Raw genomic sequence first — 15,442 nt, 5'->3', positions numbered from 1 at the left:
TGAACCCTCCCCTATCGCACTGATGGGTGAAATCGCTCAGCTGCGCGAGGTGTGGGAGCCCCACGCGGTCGGTGCCTAGATGTTTGGGCACGGTCGGTGGCGCGTACAAGAGATGTCGCTGGCGTGAACACGCCGCGGCGTAAATACGCCTCAAACAGCCTTGTTTTCAATCCTGTTCGGGGGGGTTTGCGCGTCCGCCTCATCCAGCCAGCCACTGCGCGTTGCGTGCCAGCCGAGCTGGAAACGCGTGGCCGCCCCCACCTCGACCATGACGGACTGCAGGCGGCGCTGGACGGTGCGGTGCCCCATGCCGAGCTGATCCGGTTGATGGAGCATGCTGCTGGAGACGGAAAGGTGACCGACGATGTGGGCGGCCGTGCGATCACACGCATTGCCTTCCGGGTGATATTCCTGCTGCGGACGGGTGTGGGAAACCGCAGCCGCCGAGCTGGGTGCACAGGGTGTTCGACCAGGATGAGCCGGCTCTCCACGGAGGCCGAGCCGATCCCCATCAGAAAGGACATTTCCATGGATGACCAGGGTGAGCGCTTCGACGTTGTCGTACTCGGAGCAGGCCCAGGCGGATATGTCGCTGCCATTCGCGCCGCACAACTGGGCAAGCGCGTGGCCGTCGTCGAGGCCAAATACTGGGGCGGCGTCTGTCTGAACGTCGGTTGCATCCCCACCAAGGCCTTGCTGCGCAACGCCGAGCTGGCGCACATTGTCACGCGCGAGGCGAAGACCTTCGGCATCAAGGTCGAGGGGCAGGTGTCCTTCGACTACGGCGAGGCGTTCCGGCGCAGCCGCCGTGTCGCGGACGGCCGGGTCAAAGGTGTCCATTACCTGATGAAGAAGAACGGGATCACGGAGATCAGCGGCCGTGGCACGTTCGTGGACTCGCACACGCTCGACGTGGCCCTCTTCGACGGCTCGACCCGGACGATCGGCTTCGACCACTGCATCATCGCAGCCGGAGCGACTCCGAAGCTGCTGCCCGGGACCCGCCGCACCGCACGCGTGGTGACGTACGAAGAGCAGATTCTGGCCGAGGACCTGCCGCAGTCCATCCTGATCGCAGGCGCCGGCGCCATCGGCGTCGAGTTCGCGTATGTCTTGCACAACTACGGCGTGAAGGTGACCGTCGTCGAGTTCCTGGACCGGATGGCGCCGCTGGAGGACGCGGACGTCTCTGCCGAACTGGCGCGCCAATACAGGAAGTTGGGCATCGGTGTGCTCACCTCCACCCGCGTCGATTCGATCGACGAGTCCGGCCTGCAGGTCCGCGTCACGGTCACCGGCAAGGACGGCACACAGCAGGTCTTGGAGGCCGACAAGGTTCTGCAGGCGATCGGCTTCACACCGAACGTCACCGGCTACGGCCTGGAGAGCACCGGTGTACGCATCACCGAGCGCGGCGCGATCGACGTCGACGGCCGCTGCCGCACATCCGTGCCGCACATCTACGCGATCGGCGACGTCACCGCGAAGCTGATGCTCGCGCACGCCGCCGAGGCGATGGGCGTGGTCGCGGCCGAGACCATCGCGGGAGCCGAGACCATGGAGCTCGACTACCCGATGATTCCGCGCGCCACCTACTGCCAGCCGCAGATCGCGAGCTTCGGCTGGACCGAGGCGCAGGCACGCGAGAAGGGCTTCGACGTCAACGTGGCCAAGTTCCCCTTCACAGCGAACGGCAAGGCGCACGGCCTGGGCGACACAACCGGTTTCGTGAAGCTGATCAGTGACGCGAAGTACGGCGAGATCATTGGCGCTCACCTCGTCGGCCCCGACGTCACCGAACTGCTGCCGGAGCTCACCCTGGCCCAGCAGTGGGACCTGACGGTCCACGAGGTGGCTCGCAACGTCCACGCCCACCCGACGCTCGGCGAGGCGGTCAAGGAGGCGGTGCACGGGCTCGCCGGGCACATGATCAACATGTGAGAAGGCGGCGACGTGGTCCGAAGCCCCGCTGTCGGCCGGGTGGAGTTCTTTTCTCCGGCCCGGACAGCAACGGGGCCTCATCCCATGTGTGGTGCGTCTTACTTGGGCATGAGGACGTTGTCGATGATGTAGACGGTGGCGTTGGCGGTCGGGACGTTGCCGCACAGGACGTCACGTAGAGGCCTGGAACCAGCTTGCGTACGGGAATACTGCGGGCGAAGGGCGACGGTTCGCCGTTCATCCCGACGGCGACCATCGCGTCCCGGTCGTCCATGACGTCCTCGACCGGTGTGCCCATTGTCATCCCGTCCACGGATCGGGCAACCAGCTGATCGGCCGTACCTCTCCTGGACGGCGGTTCGTTCCTGGCTCCTTGAGCAGGTCGGCGACGCTTACACCGATCCAGCGGGCATGCCCCATAAAAATGAGGGTCAGTTCACGTCGCACGCCCTTGCCATGGATGCGCAACCGCCACCTCTCCGCGCCGACCTCGGGCACCGTTCGCACGCGTGCGAAAGCGGAGACCCACCCTGGATGCGGCGGACGCCGCCGCAGGCACCGGGACGCGGGCGCGGAATCGACGCCGGGAAGAGTGGGTTGAGGCTCACGCCGTGCACCCCCTCGGGCGCGGAACGCAGTGCTGCTCGGCGGCCACCTTCTGCAACCAATGCAACGGCCCGGGTTGCCGGGCCGGCTGCGCGGTTGAGGAGCCGGAACCCGCCAACTGCGGGGTGTGTTCCCTGTGTTCCCAGTGGGCGTTCGTCGATCCGAGCGGCGGGACTAGCTCGGCGTTGCGGAGCAAGGTCCCGGACGCCCCCATTGCGATGCCGACCAACAGGAGATGAGGGCTATCGGCAGACGGGAGGCGAAGAGGTGGGCAGATCGAAGCGCCCGGCGATGCGCGTCGCCACAACGAAACCAGTTGACGGGTGAGGCGCGGCGGCGGTTCCTTTGGCGGATGGTCAAGATGCATGCTGATGAGACGGACATCGACGCGGACCTCGTCAGGCGGCTGGTCAGTGGACGCTTTCCGCAGTGGGCGGATCTGCCGGTCGAGCGCGTCGCGTCCGGAGGCACCGTCAATGCGGTTTACCGGCTCGGCGACGCACTGAGCGTCCGGCTTCCCCTCACGGAGGGAGGCGCCAAGGATGTGGAGCGGGAGCAACGGTGGCTGCCCGAGCTCGCGCTCGCCCTGCCCGTCGTCCTGCTGCGACTGATCGACGAACAGTCGACCGCCTTCCGCGCCGCGGTCGCCTCCGCGCCCAGTCTCGACGTGCAGGTGCCGACCTGCCCCGAGTGGACGCTGTTCGATCTGATCCAGCACCTGGGTGGCGGGGATCGCTTCTGGGCCGCCATCGTCGGCGCGGGGCCCGCCGACGCTCCCCCGGCCGAGGCCACTGCCGCGCGCGCCGCCGTGGCTGCGCCCCGGGAACGCGAAGCCCTGCCGGCCTGGTTGGCCGAGTCGACGCAACTGCTGCTGAGCGCGCTGGGGGAGGCGGGCCCGGATCGCGGCTGCTGGACGTGGTGGGGTACGTCGCAGTCACCGCAGAACTCCGGTGGCGTCGCCCGGCACCGGGTCCAGGAGACCGCGGTGCATGTCTATGACGCCCAGATCACCCTGGGCGCCCCGCAGCCGCTGCTGGCCGAGGCGGCACTCGACGGTGTCGAGGAGTTCCTGTCCACCTGCTGCGCAACGCCGAGCGCCTGGCCGCACAAGCCCACTGCCTTCGACTTCCACGCCACCGAGGGCCACTCCTGGCGCCTCACGGTCGACGGCGACGGCGCACGCTCCACCCGTCTCCCCGCGCTCGGCACGACGCCGGCCACCGCTGCCGAGGAGGGCCCGGACACGGCCGGCGCCTCCGTCCGCGGCACGGCCAGTGAGCTGGTCCTCTTCATGTACGACCGTATCCCGGCGGACTTCCTGCAGATCGACGGGGACGCAGGTCTGATCGACCTGCTCCGCGCCTGGGAGCCGGAGGAGTAGGACGTGACGATGCGCCACCTCGTACGCCCGGAGGCATGCCTCCGGCCAACGGCTACAGCCACGCCATTGTGGCCTCGGGGGCCGCTGAGGGAGCAGACCGACACGGCGTCGAAGCGGCTGACCAGGGCGCCGGCCCACAAGCTGATCGGCGCCCTGGTGGCACCTGACGCCGTCAGTTCTCCGTGCTATCCTCGTCGTCATCGAGTCCGGCCGCGTCCGGGTCACGCAGCGGGTGCAGCGTGCCGCCCGCCGACAGGGTGGCGGTGAAGCTGTAGCGGCCCGGGACGTTGAGGTTGCGGTGCTTGAGCGGGGACAGCCGGGCCATGTCCTCGTCACGCATCTCATGGCCCTCCGCGCGGAGCTGGGCGACGGCGGCGTCGATGTAGCGGGTCGTCCAGAGCACCACGGCGTTGGGGACCAGGCCGAGCGCGCCGAGTTGGTCCTCCATCTCGTCCCGGCAGGCCTGGTGGATGGTGCCGCGCTTGCAGTGGCGCACGTCCCGGGCGAGCTTGTGCCGGGACTCCTGCACGGTGAGCTGCCGGTTCATTTGCCGCCGGTAGGTGTCGTCGACCGGGCCCGCCATCCGCAGCAGGTGTTCGGTCTTGGCGATCCGCCCGTCTGAAGCAACCACTGACTGACGATCAAGACACATGGCTGGGCCGCATCGAACCGCGCTCGACCACCGTTACCGGCAACAACCAGTAATCAGCCGCCAACAGCGCGCCGAATACGCGACACCTCAACATGCGAGCTCACCGGTCCCGAGGCCGCACCTACCCGCGGCCCCGAAGGCTGCCGCCCGTCTCCAGCGCTTCACCGGCGACGACCCGGTGACCGCGGTCGGCCGACTCGCCTTCCCATGGGAACTTCCCCTACCGCTGTTGCCCGGCCAGGTACCGCAGCGCGGATTGCGCGGCATGGTAGCCGCTCATGCCGTGCGTACCGGCGCCCGGCGGAGTGGCTGCCGAGCACAGGAAGACACCGGGAACACCGGTGCGGTACGGATCGAGGGCCGGCCTGGGGCGCAGCGCGACCTGCCGGGCGGTGTTGGCGCCTGTGATGATGTCACCGCCGACGTAATTGGCATTGTAGGACGGCAGCTCGATGGTCCTGCGGACGAAGGTGCCCACGATCCGTTCCCGGAACCCCGGCGCGAACTGCTCGATCCGGTCCAGCACGAGGCCGGTCGCGTCACCGCTGTATCCATGGGGGACGTGCGCGTACGCGTACACGGGATGGATGTTCCCGGCCGAGCGGCCGGGGTCGGCGAGGTACTGCTGGGCGAGCAGGACGAAGGGACGCTCCGGCATCCGACCCAGGGTGGTCTCCCGCTCGGCGTGGACCACCTCCTCCAGGGGGCCGCCGAGGTGTACGGTGCCGGCTCGCCGGCAGTCGTCGTTGGTCCATGGCACCCCGCCCTCCACGGCCAGGTCGACCTTGAACGCGGCCGGGCCGTGCTGCCACCGCTGATAGGCGCGCCGGACCCGCGGGGGCAGCCGGTCACCGCAGATGTCGGCGGCAGCCCCGGGGGCGACGTCGAGCAACACCGCCCGGGCGGGAGGCATCTCGCCGAGGGAACGCACGCGTACGCCCGTCTCGATGGTGCCGCCGAGCTTCTTCAGCAGTGCGGCAAGGGCGTCGGTGAGCGCCTGGGAACCGCCGCGGGCGACCGGCCAGCCGTACCGGTGCGCGGCGGCGGTGAGCATCAGCCCCACTGCCGCGCTCATGGGGCCGGACAGCCGGTGGAAGGCGTGCGCCGCCGCACCCGCGAAGAGCGCACGCGCCTCCTCGGTCCGCCAGCGGCGGGCGATCACCGCGGCCGGTTGCAGCGCCCGCAGTCCGAACCGCGCCAGGTGGACGGGGTGCCGCGGCAGATGCAGCACCGGCCGCAGCAGGTCCTCGCACAGCTCGTCGTACGATTCCGCCATCGGCCCGAACAGCCGCTGCCACGCCACGCCGTCCGAGCCGAGACCGACAGCCGTCCGTTCGATCGAGCGGACCAGCACCGCGGCCCGGCCGGAGTCCAGCGGATGGGCGAGGTCCACCTCCGGCCAGGCCCACTCCAGGCCGTACCGCTCCAGTCCGAGCGTGCGCAGGAACGGTGAGGCGACAGCCATCGGGTGCACCCCGGAGCAGTGGTCGTGCAGCACCCCGGGGATGGTCAGCTCGCTGCTCCTGGCGCCGCCGCCGATCTCTTCCGCGGCCTCCAGGACGGTGACCGCGATCCCGTACTGCGCCAGGGCTACGGCGGCGGCCAGCCCGTTCGGACCGGCTCCCACCACGATCGCGTCACTCATGCGCCGTCACCGGGGCCGCGGCCTGCGCCGCACGGTCGACCAGCTGCACCGGGATGGCAGGTCGGTTGTCGTCCCGCCAGTGCCGGCGGGCGATCATGTCGCTGACGTTCACATATCCCCCTTCGATCGGACCGGTCGCAGCGTCCACGATCCGGTAGTGCCGGCGCTGCCGCTGTATGGGCTGCGACTTGAGCACCACGACCCGCAGCTCGCCCGTACCGAATCCGCAGCGCTCCTGCACTGCCCGTTTCGTCGTGCAGGTACCCCTCGCCGAAGTTCCACCCCAGGACGGCACCGGTCACGTACTCGCCGTCGCGCATGTCGTACGCCTCCGTGTCGTTCTCGGCCCGGCAGAGCAGCCCGTTGAGCGCCCGGCCGTGGGCGTGCGGGGAGCGCCATGCCATGCCCTTGTGAGTCATCATGGCGGCGACCTCCGCGCGGTACAGCCGGGTGAGCTGGGCCAACGGCGTGCCCGACGCCTTGACGACGTGCGTGTCGAGCTTCTGCTCGGCCCCCTTGCGGAAGCACCACACGCTGGTGGCCCAGTTTCCGGCGTAGTAGCGCGTCGCGGGCAGGAACGACACCAGGTGCGCTTGGCGTCGTTCCGGCGCCGGGATGCCCACCAGACGACCATCAGCAAGGCGGCAAGTACCGGGGAGTCCAGAGAGGGGACGCCGACCGGCGCGTAGTGGCCGAAGAGGCGCCGGCACGCCGGCAACGATGCCGTTGACGTGGAACAGGGGAGAATCAGCAGGCTGTGGTCGTCCTCGTCCACCCGCGTCGCCTCGATCATCATCTGTGACATCGCCACCAGGTTGACATGTGTGAGCATGACACCCTTCGGCGCCCGTCGTGCGCCGGTATGGATCAGCAGTGCCAGGTTCTCCGGGGCGAGTCCGGCGGTAGCCGACCCGTCGGCGTCACCGTCGGCGTGGGCCTCGTGGACCGCTTCCCCTGCCACCCGGCGGAGCTCGGCGACATCGAGGACCTCCGCGGCCCGGGAAGGCGCCGCGCCCTCGCCGATGACGACCTCGGCACCGAAGTCGGTGGCGATCAGTGCCGGATTCATCGGGGTCACCGCCGCTCCCAGCGGCCACGCCGTGAACAGGGCAATCGTCAGCTCCACACCGTTGGGCAGGATCACCGCCGGCACGTCACCGCGCCCCACCCCGCGCTGCCGTGGGGACCCGGTGGCCGTTCGGACCCCCACCAGGAACTCGGCGTTGTTCAGGCGCGCGGTGTCGTCGGCGACGCACGGGTCGCCGCCGGGGATGGCCGACCCGCAGAGGTACGTCGGCGGCCGGCCCGACCGGTCGGCGCGGACGGCTACCCGAGCCCGCTCCGCGGGCGGGCGCCGCAGGGGGAGCGTGCGGCGTCGTGAGCGGCGCGCCGATCGGGGGCGCGGAGGGTACCGTAGGCGGCCATGGCTCCGGCGCGGCCTCCGGGTGCTGTCAGCGCCGTCCGAAGGCCGCCCCGGCACCCCATGGGGTTCGCTGCGCGAACGTACTCGCTTCTGCGCGGGCCCTACCTCGAAGGTCGTTATGGAAGTTGTCCGCCGGGAGTCGGAGCATCGTCGTCCGGGCCCGCTGTGTGCCGCTGGGCGACTCGGTCGATGTCGTATGCGGTGATGATCCCGTCGAGTCGGCCGCTGTCCGTGACCAGGACGGGCAGTCCACCGCTCGAGCCGAGGCGGTCCAGGACGCCGGTGAGCAGCTCGTCCGGTGTTGCGAGCGTGCACTTCGACAGCGGGGTCGCCACATCCCGTATGCGCAGCGTCTCCCGCTGCTGGGGCGGCACGGCACCAAGTCGGCGCAGTTGTACGACGCCGCTGGGACGGCCTTCGAAGTCCACCAGCGGTACCACCGAATGACCCGTCTGCGCGGCCACGTCGGACAGGAAGCGATTCACCGTCAGCCAGTCCGCACCGGTGGCGGCCGGACTGGTCATCGCCTCCCTCACGCGTACGTCGCGCAGGGCTGTGCGGAGCTCGGCCCACCGTCGTTCGGCCGCGGCGGTGACCGTCACGAACCAGCCGATGACCATCAGCCACAACCCGCCCGGCACCCCCCGCACAAATGCCAGCCACCCGACCACGGCCAGCCCCATGCCGAGCACCTGTCCGCTGCGCCCGGCCGCCCGCTGGGCCCGGTCCGGGTCGCCCGTCCGCCACCACAGCGCGGCCTGCAGTACCCGGCCCCCGTCCAGGGGCGCGGCAGGCAGCAGATTGAAGACGCCCAGCAGCAGGTTCGTGCCGCCCAGCCACCCCAGCACGGCAGCCGGTATCCGCCAGCCCCCTGCCCCCAGGCCGACCGCGGCCCCCAGCGTGGCGCCGCCGATCCCCAGGCTGGCCAGCGGGCCGCTCACGGCGACCGCGAGTGCCGCCCGTGCCGTCGTCGGCCGCTCCATCCGGGTCATGCCACCCAGCGCCCACAACGTCATGTCCCGCACGGAGATCCCGGACCTGCGGGCCGTGAGCGCGTGCGCCGCCTCATGCACCACCAGACTCAGTAGCAACAGCAGAGCCCCGATAACTCCGGCCACTGCGTACACGACCGGCGCCAGGCCCGGTGCGTACGCAGGCAATGTGCGGCTGCCCAGACCGTACGCGAAGAGCAGCAGGAGCAGCGGCACACTCCAGTGCGCACGCAACTCCAGCCCCCGCACACTCCCGATCCGGATCGAACTCTTCATCCCGATCACCCGCTGACGGAACACGACACGGCCGCCGACCTGGCGTCCGCCCCTTACATGGTCCTTCAGCCGTCCCCACGACCGGAAGGAAACCACTCAACGACCTGGGGTCGGAGCCCGGCGAAACCAGCTCAGACGATCACAATGTGTGTTCGGGCCATCACCGCCACTCAGCTCTCACGCGAGTGCGTGCCCTTCCCCAGGCGGCACCGGACGGTGAGGGGCCGGCGCAACGTGAACCGCGTCCAGGCGAGTGATCACGCAGGCCCGTGCCGCTGGTCGCCTTGCGTCGAGGTGCGGCCGAGCACAGCCTCATAACGGCCGGAAGAGACGTTCAACAAAGCGCGAGGAGAAATCGACGATGGCGGTATGCGAAGTCTGCAGCAACGACTACGAGATGGCTTTCGAGGTGCGTACGGCAGGGGCTCTTCACATCTTCGACAGCCTTGAGTGCGCAGCCCAACGGCTCGCTCCTGCATGCGAGAACTGTCAATGCCGGATCTTGGGGCATGGCCTTCAGGCAGACGGCCAGTTCTTCTGCTGCGCCCACTGCGCACGCCAGAAAGGTCACGCACAACTGGTCGACCACGCTTGAGTGACCGCCAAATTTCTGCGTGCAGCAGGAATTCCTTCCCGGGTCACGGACATCCGCGTGATCCCTCCTCAGTTCGAGGGGGCGGCGTCCGTCCATGAGCCACGTCTCGCTGGAACGGGACGCAGGCGGGTCGAAGCAGATCATCGAACTCGGCGGTGGTCGGTTCACCCCGGCCGAGGACGGCAACGTTCTCTCCCCCCGGGCGGCGACCGCCGCACGCACAGACGGTCGCCGCCGAGCCGGACCTGGGGGTCAGTCGAGCAGCTTCGGGGTCCATCGGCGCACTGCTTCGAGGCCCTCGGGGGTGAGGTAGTGGCGCAGAGTGTCGTCGGGTGAGCCCGAGGGGCCGATCAGGACGCCTGTCCGGCCGGTCAGTGACGGGTCGGTCCGGGCGTTCACGGGAGCTGTGGCCGCATGTGCCACGGGGCGGAGACACCCTGCCCGATCTGGTCCCCGTACGGGCGCAGCTGTAGTGGAAGGATGTCGATCGATATCTGTGCCGTGTGGTCGGTTGCCGCCGGCCCGGGTTCGGCAGCGAAGGCGGAGACGCCGTGGCCGTCCAGGCGTTCGGCGAGGTCCATGGCGTGCGCGACGTGGGAGAATTTCGCCCGCCCGGTTGCGGCTAACGCAAACTTCACCTGGACCGCGCAGCCACTGGCTCATGAGACAGCCGGCGCTGTCGCGTGCCGTCCGAGGGCTCGAGAAGAATGTGGGAGCCGCCTTGCTCCTGCGGGCCATCGAGACGTCGCCCTCCCGCCGGCCGGACAGATCATGCTCGACGAGGCTCGGTCGCTGGTCGCCCAGGCCGGACACGCGGTGTCCCGGGTACGCCGAGCCCTGAGGGCCGGCCTCTGACGGCAGCCGGACCGGGACACGACGCCGTACTCCTGGACACTCTTGTACGTTCCTATGACGGCGCACACCCGGAGCAGTCGGTCCAGGCTGCGAGAGCACGCCATTCCTGCCGTCCGGCACTGTGCCCAGCACGGCGCGGCGTCTCCGGCCAACCGGATCGTGCACCTGCCGGACAGAAGGCTCACAGACGTCATCGTCGGCATAAGTGCGTGCCGCGCTCCGTCCCAGCCGTAGGCCGGAGTGTCCGATACCACGGAGGTGGTATCCGGGAATCGCTGCGCGGGGACGATGCGCGAGGGGCGGGTTTCGGGCGAAAGTGAGGTCGTGCCCGCCTGAACCCCATGGCCGCGCCGACCGGGCGGACCCGCAGTACCGAAAGGACACCCGCCATGTTCACCTCCCCGCAGGAATGCCGCACGGTCCGTGAGCTGCTGGCCGGATACGCACTCAACGCCCTCGCGCCCGAGGAAGCCACTCGGGTCTGCGCCCACCTGACAACCTGCCCCGATTGCCGGGACGAACACGACTGCCTCGCCGCGGTATCCGCACACCTGCCCCTGCTCCGCGACGCTCTGGCCCGTGACACCGGCCGACGGCGCCAGACATACGTGCCCGCCCCGGCCGAGGGCCACCGCACGGCCCGTCAACAGCCCCGCGGACGTCGTCCGGCCCGCGCGGTACCGGCCACCCCCCTCACACTCTCCCACCTGGTGAGCAGGCTGCGGGCGTCAGGCGCACCCAGCGAGCGCACAGGCCGAAATGCCCTCGGTCCCCGGGCAACGGCCGACGTGGCGGAGGGACGAGCCACGCCTCGGCCCCTGCGCCGGGTGGCCACACCCCGGCCGGCCACGTCAGGCTGAGAGTGCCGACCCGGATCCGTCGTCACATACGCCTCGACGGGGGAGAGGGTGCTCAACGCCTGACGGCCAGGCCGCAGGGAATCGCGACGGCAGTGAGCGCCGCGGTGCCGAGTCCGAGCCGGGCCCACGCTCCAGGGAGCGTGGGCCCGGCTCGGGCGAGGCCGGGAACTTTCCGTGGGCCCGTGCGAGTGCCCGGGCGTTTCCGTCTACGGCCAGGGACAGGACCAGGTCCTGAACGCAGGGCTGATGGCCGATCCGGAGCACGGTCCGCCGCCGCTACGGGACCGCGCGGGGCGGAGAGGTCTGCCTCGTAGGCCCGCGCCTCGAAGACCACCTTCGGTGCCGCACCGAAATCCGCCGCGACGAGCTCCCACGTTCCACGGGTACGCCTGGACGTGGAGCGGATGACCGGATCGGGCACGAACCGAGCCTCGCGCAGCCACCGCCCGGCCGCCAGGGAGTTCCGGCGGGCTCCGTCCGGCGAGCGGACACCCACGGTCGGGTACACCGTCCGGCCAGGCCGACTTGGCGTGCCGCCGCACGACCAACCGGGTGAGTGCGGACCTGGACACGGTCGCATCGCGCTTTTGGTGACTGCACGTGACCGATCTCCGAAAAGGAGTTCCGGGCCGAGGATCGGCTCCCGAGAGGCGGAGGTCTCGAACTTTGCGCCCCCTGGGGCGTCATTGGCCGTCCCGGTACGAGGCAACAGGTTGAGGACGGCCGAAGTGGCGACACCGGCGGTCAACACGGCTTCCGCACCGCGGCGGAACTCCTCCGTGCCCGGCTCGCCGGCATACACACCCACGCCCCCCTCGTGCCGTCAACGAACAGCGTGCCCCTGCGTCGCCGACGTCATGGCACATGACGGTGGAGGGACGGGTACGGCCGGCCGAGCAGAGCCACCCGGATAACCAGCAGGTCCACGCGCCGAATCCGGCCATGAGGGCTTCCCGGGGCGCACCGCAGCACCCCGCTGAATGCAGTTCATGATGCCCCGTCACCAGGCCCACGGGCTTCGGAACGAAGCCACGAAGGCGCCCGCCACGGGCCCGCCACGGAGACCTCGTGCGGGCAGGTGCCGATCTCGCCATGCGTGCCCGAATTGCGCCGCGGTCGCGCTGACGGACACCGAGAACCCCCACGCGGAGTCGAGCCCTGCCCGGGCAAGGACGATCAGTGAGCCGGGGCGGCCGTGGCATCCGTCCCATCCAAATGTGCAGCATTAGTCAATTGCGAATTTCTGCAATTTCCTACATCATGGATCCGGTCGCGCCCTCCGCGCGGGGCAACGGGCGAGTAGGAGAGAGAAGATGCCGGTTCCGCTGTATCAGGCGAAGGCCGAGTTCTTCCGCATGCTCGGTCATCCGGTACGCATAAGGGTGCTGGAACTGCTGCAGGACGGGCCCACGGCAGTACGTGATCTCCTGGCGGAGATCGAGGTCGAGCCCGCCGCACTGTCGCAGCAGTTGGCGGTGCTGCGCCGCTCCGGGATCGTGACCTCCACCCGCGACGGTTCGACGGTCGTCTACGAGCTGGCCGGTGGGGACGTGGCGGATCTGATGCGGGCCGCACGCCGAATCCTGACCGAAATGCTGTCCGGACAGAACGAGCTGCTCGCCGAGCTGCGGGAAGCCGAGGGCGCGGCACGGTGAGTACGCTGCTCGCACAGTCCGTAGACCGGGTGCGTCGTCTGCTGCCTGCCCGCGCCGACTTTTCCGTCATGGCGCGTCATCCGCGCAGGGATCTGCTGGCCGGGCTCACGGTCGCCATCGTGGCGCTGCCGCTCGCTCTCGGTTTCGGTGTCTCCTCAGGGCTCGGAGCCGAAGCAGGTCTGGCGACGGCTGTCGTGGCGGGCGCGCTGGCGGCTCTCTTCGGTGGATCGAACCTTCAGGTTTCCGGGCCCACGGGGGCGATGACGGTCGTCCTGGTGCCGATCGTCGCCCAGTACGGCCCCGGGGGTGTCCTGACAGTCGGGCTGATGGCCGGTGTCCTGCTGATCGCGCTCGCCCTGCTGAAGGCCGGCCGGTACATGCAGTACATTCCCGCTCCGGTGGTGGAGGGCTTCACGCTCGGCATCGCCTGTGTGATCGGCCTCCAGCAGGTGCCCAACGCCCTCGGCGTAGCGAAGCCCGACGGCGACAAGGTCCTGGTGATGACCTGGCGTGCGGCCGAGGAGTTCGTACGTACCCCGAACTGGACGGCTGTCGCACTGGCCGTGGGTGTGGCGGTCGTGATGCTGCTGGGTGCACGGTGGCGCCCGGCCATCCCGTTCTCCATCGTCGCGGTGATCGCCGCGACGCTCGCCGGGCAGCTCCTGCACCTCGACGCAGCCACCCCGATCGGCGCCCTGCCTTCCGGGCTGCCGGCCCCGTCCCTCGGCTTCCTCGACCTGTCCGCGCTCGGTTCGCTGCTCGCCCCGGCGGTGGCGGTCGCCGCGCTCGCGGCACTGGAGTCCCTGCTCTCGGCGACGGTCGCAGACGGCATGACGGTGGGACAGAAGCACGATCCGGACAAGGAACTCTTCGGGCAGGGCATCGCGAATCTCGCCGCGCCGCTGTTCGGCGGTGTTCCCGCCACGGCGGCCATCGCACGTACCGCGGTCAATGTCCGCACCGGCGCGGGCTCCCGGCTCGCGGCGCTCACCCATGCCGCAGTTCTGGCGGTGATCGTCTTCGCCGCTGCGCCACTGGTCTCCAAGATCCCGCTCGCCGCGCTTGCGGGGGTGCTGCTGGCGACCGCGATCCGCATGGTCGAGGTCGGCGCGCTGCGGGCCATGGCGAGGGCGACGCGCTCGGATGCGATCGTCCTGGTGCTGACAGCCGTGGCCACCCTGGCTCTCGACCTCGTCCACGCGGTCATCATCGGCCTGGTCGTGGCCGGTGCGCTGGCGCTGCGGGCGGTCGCCCGGCAGGCGCGGATGGACCAGGTGGACTTCCGCCCCGACCTGCCCGGCGAGCACAGCGACGAGGAGCAGGCGCTGCTGGCCGAGCACATCGTTGCCTACCGCATCGATGGTCCGCTGTTCTTCGCGGGAGCGCATCGCTTCCTGCTGGAGCTCTCCGAGGTCGCCGACGTCCGCGTGGTGATCCTGCGGATGTCGCGGATCACGACGATGGACGCCACAGGTGCCCTGGTCCTCAAGGACGCGGTGGAGAAGCTCAACCGCCGTGGCATCGCGGTTCTGACCTCGGGCATACGGCCCGGCCAGCGCCAGGCCCTCGCATCGGTCGGCGCGTTGGACCTGCTCCGGCGGGACGGCCGGGAGTACGCCACCACCCCGGAGGCCATCATCGGCGCCCGAGCGCATCTGCAGAACGCCGGACTCCTGCCCACCGGCCCCCGCCCGCTCGTTCCCGTCACCGAAGAGGCCTCTCGATGACCGACCTCGTCGCCCGCCGCATGGTCGAGGTCTCCGGCACGGAGGCCCTGTGGCTGCTCGAAAGCAGCGATCGCGGACGCCTGGTCCACCCCCCGCGAGAGGTGGCCGTGGTCAGCCCGGCCGTGCACGTCCTTCCGTACGGCCGCCTGATCGTCCGCACCCCACTTGAGGAGGCCGCGTTGTCCGGGCGGACCTCTCCGGCCAACCGGGCTGACGAGATCCGGGGAGCCGGCGGCACCGGCCGGGCCGTCACCGCGGGCGGCCCGGCCCAGGTCGTCACCGATCCGGACGAGGCCGCCCACCACCCCCACACCCTGCAGGGCTGGGTCCGCTGCCCGCACGACACGCTCGTGGGGATACACCCGCAGACAGTGAGCGGCTTCCGCCCCGCCCTCACGGAGGCACGATGACCGCGCACCTCGAAACCCTGCCGTACCGCCATGTGCTGACGCTGCCCGCCATGGGATCGGCGGTGCGGATGGCGCGCGAGACCACAGAGCAGGTGCTGACGGAATGGGGCGTCAGCCGCCGCCATCCCACCGTCGATCCGGCGCTGTTGATCGTGGCGGAACTGGTGACCAACAGCGTGCGGCACGCAGCCGCCCTGTCCCCCAACGTGACGGTCATCTTCGCAGCGGGGCCGGACACGTTCGCGTTCGCCGTCCACGACCGCCACCCCCACCAGCCCACCCTGTGTGCGCCGGACACCGGCACCGGAGGGCTCGCCACCGTCGTCGAACTCACTCTCGGGCTCGGAGGCAGCGCCGTCGTACGCGGTGACGCGGACGGGCAGGGCAAGAGCATCTGGATCACCCTCCCGCTGTAGAAGGAGAG

13 protein-coding genes and 4 pseudogenes are annotated in these 15,442 nt (G+C 70.0%); 8 read left to right on the top strand and 9 right to left on the bottom strand.

Annotated elements, in window-relative coordinates; translation table 11 throughout:
* The first annotated feature begins 528 nt into the window (after window positions 1–528).
* Entirely contained in the window at window positions 529–1,941 is a 1,413-nt protein-coding gene (lpdA, locus tag AB0I23_RS30850) for a dihydrolipoyl dehydrogenase (protein ID WP_359114250.1), read from the top strand.
* 98 nt (window positions 1,942–2,039) lie between these two features.
* Here lpdA and AB0I23_RS30845 read toward each other — a convergent pair.
* Both AB0I23_RS30845 and AB0I23_RS30840 read right to left on the bottom strand, forming a co-directional pair.
* A pseudogene (locus AB0I23_RS30845) lies at window positions 2,040–2,111 on the bottom strand (fasciclin domain-containing protein); the annotation flags it as partial.
* A pseudogene (locus AB0I23_RS30840) lies at window positions 2,105–2,451 on the bottom strand (molybdopterin-dependent oxidoreductase); the annotation flags it as partial. The pseudogenes AB0I23_RS30840 and AB0I23_RS30845, both read right to left, overlap by 7 nt.
* Before the next feature lie 457 nt (window positions 2,452–2,908).
* On the opposite strand from AB0I23_RS30840, the gene AB0I23_RS30835 reads away from it, so the two are divergent.
* Entirely contained in the window at window positions 2,909–3,928 is a 1,020-nt protein-coding gene (locus AB0I23_RS30835; RefSeq protein ID WP_359114191.1) for a maleylpyruvate isomerase family mycothiol-dependent enzyme, read from the top strand.
* Between the two features lie 172 nt (window positions 3,929–4,100).
* Here AB0I23_RS30835 and AB0I23_RS30830 read toward each other — a convergent pair.
* The 5 genes and pseudogenes from AB0I23_RS30830 to AB0I23_RS30810 form a co-directional block, all read right to left on the bottom strand.
* A pseudogene (locus tag AB0I23_RS30830) lies at window positions 4,101–4,553 on the bottom strand (Tn3 family transposase); the annotation flags it as partial.
* Window positions 4,554–4,800: 247 nt separating this feature from the next.
* Window positions 4,801–6,225 carry a phytoene desaturase family protein gene (locus AB0I23_RS30825; RefSeq protein ID WP_359114189.1) on the bottom strand — a complete coding sequence of 475 codons (1,425 nt, stop codon included), beginning with the start codon at window positions 6,223–6,225 and terminating at the stop codon, window positions 4,801–4,803.
* Window positions 6,218–6,758, bottom strand: a pseudogene (locus tag AB0I23_RS30820) (DUF3556 domain-containing protein). Before AB0I23_RS30820 ends, AB0I23_RS30825 begins: the two are co-directional and overlap by 8 nt.
* Window positions 6,644–7,393, bottom strand: a complete 750-nt coding sequence (locus AB0I23_RS30815) for an AMP-binding protein (protein ID WP_359114187.1) — start codon at window positions 7,391–7,393, stop codon at window positions 6,644–6,646. The pseudogene AB0I23_RS30820 and the gene AB0I23_RS30815 overlap by 115 nt, the downstream one beginning before the upstream one ends.
* 371 nt (window positions 7,394–7,764) lie before the next feature.
* Window positions 7,765–8,916 carry a site-2 protease family protein gene (locus AB0I23_RS30810; RefSeq protein ID WP_359114185.1) on the bottom strand — a complete coding sequence of 384 codons (1,152 nt, stop codon included), beginning with the start codon at window positions 8,914–8,916 and terminating at the stop codon, window positions 7,765–7,767.
* 361 nt (window positions 8,917–9,277) lie between these two features.
* Here AB0I23_RS30810 and AB0I23_RS30805 point away from each other — a divergent pair, with 361 nt between their 5' ends.
* The gene (locus AB0I23_RS30805; RefSeq protein WP_359114183.1) at window positions 9,278–9,511 is read left to right on the top strand and encodes a hypothetical protein; all 234 of its coding nucleotides are present in this window, start codon (window positions 9,278–9,280) and stop codon (window positions 9,509–9,511) included.
* A 252-nt stretch (window positions 9,512–9,763) separates the two neighbouring features.
* Here AB0I23_RS30805 and AB0I23_RS30800 read toward each other — a convergent pair whose 3' ends face one another.
* Both AB0I23_RS30800 and AB0I23_RS30795 read right to left on the bottom strand, forming a co-directional pair.
* Window positions 9,764–9,910: a hypothetical protein gene (locus tag AB0I23_RS30800; RefSeq protein WP_359114181.1), complete on the bottom strand. Its 147-nt coding sequence runs from the start codon at window positions 9,908–9,910 to the stop codon at window positions 9,764–9,766.
* The gene (locus AB0I23_RS30795) at window positions 9,907–10,149 is read right to left on the bottom strand and encodes a hypothetical protein (protein ID WP_359114179.1); all 243 of its coding nucleotides are present in this window, start codon (window positions 10,147–10,149) and stop codon (window positions 9,907–9,909) included. The genes AB0I23_RS30800 and AB0I23_RS30795 overlap by 4 nt, the downstream gene beginning before the upstream one ends.
* A 606-nt stretch (window positions 10,150–10,755) precedes the next feature.
* Between AB0I23_RS30795 and AB0I23_RS30790 the strand changes: the two genes are divergently transcribed.
* The 5 genes from AB0I23_RS30790 to AB0I23_RS30770 all read left to right on the top strand — a co-directional run bounded on the left by AB0I23_RS30790 (window position 10,756) and on the right by AB0I23_RS30770 (window position 15,434).
* Window positions 10,756–11,226, top strand: a complete 471-nt coding sequence (locus AB0I23_RS30790) for a zf-HC2 domain-containing protein (protein WP_359114177.1) — start codon at window positions 10,756–10,758, stop codon at window positions 11,224–11,226.
* A gap of 1,313 nt (window positions 11,227–12,539) precedes the next feature.
* The gene (locus AB0I23_RS30785; RefSeq protein ID WP_359114175.1) at window positions 12,540–12,881 is read left to right on the top strand and encodes an ArsR/SmtB family transcription factor; all 342 of its coding nucleotides are present in this window, start codon (window positions 12,540–12,542) and stop codon (window positions 12,879–12,881) included.
* Between the two features lie 68 nt (window positions 12,882–12,949).
* Complete coding sequence (locus AB0I23_RS30780) at window positions 12,950–14,608, top strand: SulP family inorganic anion transporter (RefSeq protein ID WP_436847024.1); 1,659 nt, start codon at window positions 12,950–12,952, stop codon at window positions 14,606–14,608.
* Window positions 14,605–15,018 carry a pyridoxamine 5'-phosphate oxidase family protein gene (locus AB0I23_RS30775; RefSeq protein ID WP_359114171.1) on the top strand — a complete coding sequence of 138 codons (414 nt, stop codon included), beginning with the start codon at window positions 14,605–14,607 and terminating at the stop codon, window positions 15,016–15,018. Before AB0I23_RS30780 ends, AB0I23_RS30775 begins: the two co-directional genes overlap by 4 nt.
* On the top strand, window positions 15,015–15,434 hold the full coding sequence (locus tag AB0I23_RS30770) for an ATP-binding protein (protein ID WP_359114169.1): 420 nt from the start codon (window positions 15,015–15,017) through the stop codon (window positions 15,432–15,434). Before AB0I23_RS30775 ends, AB0I23_RS30770 begins: the two co-directional genes overlap by 4 nt.
* Window positions 15,435–15,442: the final 8 nt, after the last annotated feature.

This window comes from Streptomyces atratus (assembly GCF_040655115.1).
In the GTDB taxonomy this organism is placed as follows: domain Bacteria; phylum Actinomycetota; class Actinomycetes; order Streptomycetales; family Streptomycetaceae; genus Streptomyces; species Streptomyces atratus_D.
Note: the sequence above shows the minus strand (reverse complement) of the source record. Positions and strands in the feature narration are given on the sequence as shown.

What these genes read in the sequence shown, in the direction of transcription:
- AB0I23_RS30775 (WP_359114171.1), top strand. Translation starts at nt 14,605, where the DNA reads ATGACCGACCTCGTCGCCCGCCGCATGGTCGAGGTCTCCGGCACGGAG.
- AB0I23_RS30780 (WP_436847024.1), top strand. Translation starts at nt 12,950, where the DNA reads ATGGCGCGTCATCCGCGCAGGGATCTGCTGGCCGGGCTCACGGTCGCC.
- AB0I23_RS30810 (WP_359114185.1), bottom strand. Translation starts at nt 8,916, where the DNA reads ATGAAGAGTTCGATCCGGATCGGGAGTGTGCGGGGGCTGGAGTTGCGT.
- AB0I23_RS30770 (WP_359114169.1), top strand. Translation starts at nt 15,015, where the DNA reads ATGACCGCGCACCTCGAAACCCTGCCGTACCGCCATGTGCTGACGCTG.
- lpdA (WP_359114250.1), top strand. Translation starts at nt 529, where the DNA reads ATGGATGACCAGGGTGAGCGCTTCGACGTTGTCGTACTCGGAGCAGGC.
- AB0I23_RS30785 (WP_359114175.1), top strand. Translation starts at nt 12,540, where the DNA reads ATGCCGGTTCCGCTGTATCAGGCGAAGGCCGAGTTCTTCCGCATGCTC.
- AB0I23_RS30835 (WP_359114191.1), top strand. Translation starts at nt 2,909, where the DNA reads ATGCATGCTGATGAGACGGACATCGACGCGGACCTCGTCAGGCGGCTG.
- AB0I23_RS30805 (WP_359114183.1), top strand. Translation starts at nt 9,278, where the DNA reads ATGGCGGTATGCGAAGTCTGCAGCAACGACTACGAGATGGCTTTCGAG.
- AB0I23_RS30790 (WP_359114177.1), top strand. Translation starts at nt 10,756, where the DNA reads ATGTTCACCTCCCCGCAGGAATGCCGCACGGTCCGTGAGCTGCTGGCC.
- AB0I23_RS30825 (WP_359114189.1), bottom strand. Translation starts at nt 6,225, where the DNA reads ATGAGTGACGCGATCGTGGTGGGAGCCGGTCCGAACGGGCTGGCCGCC.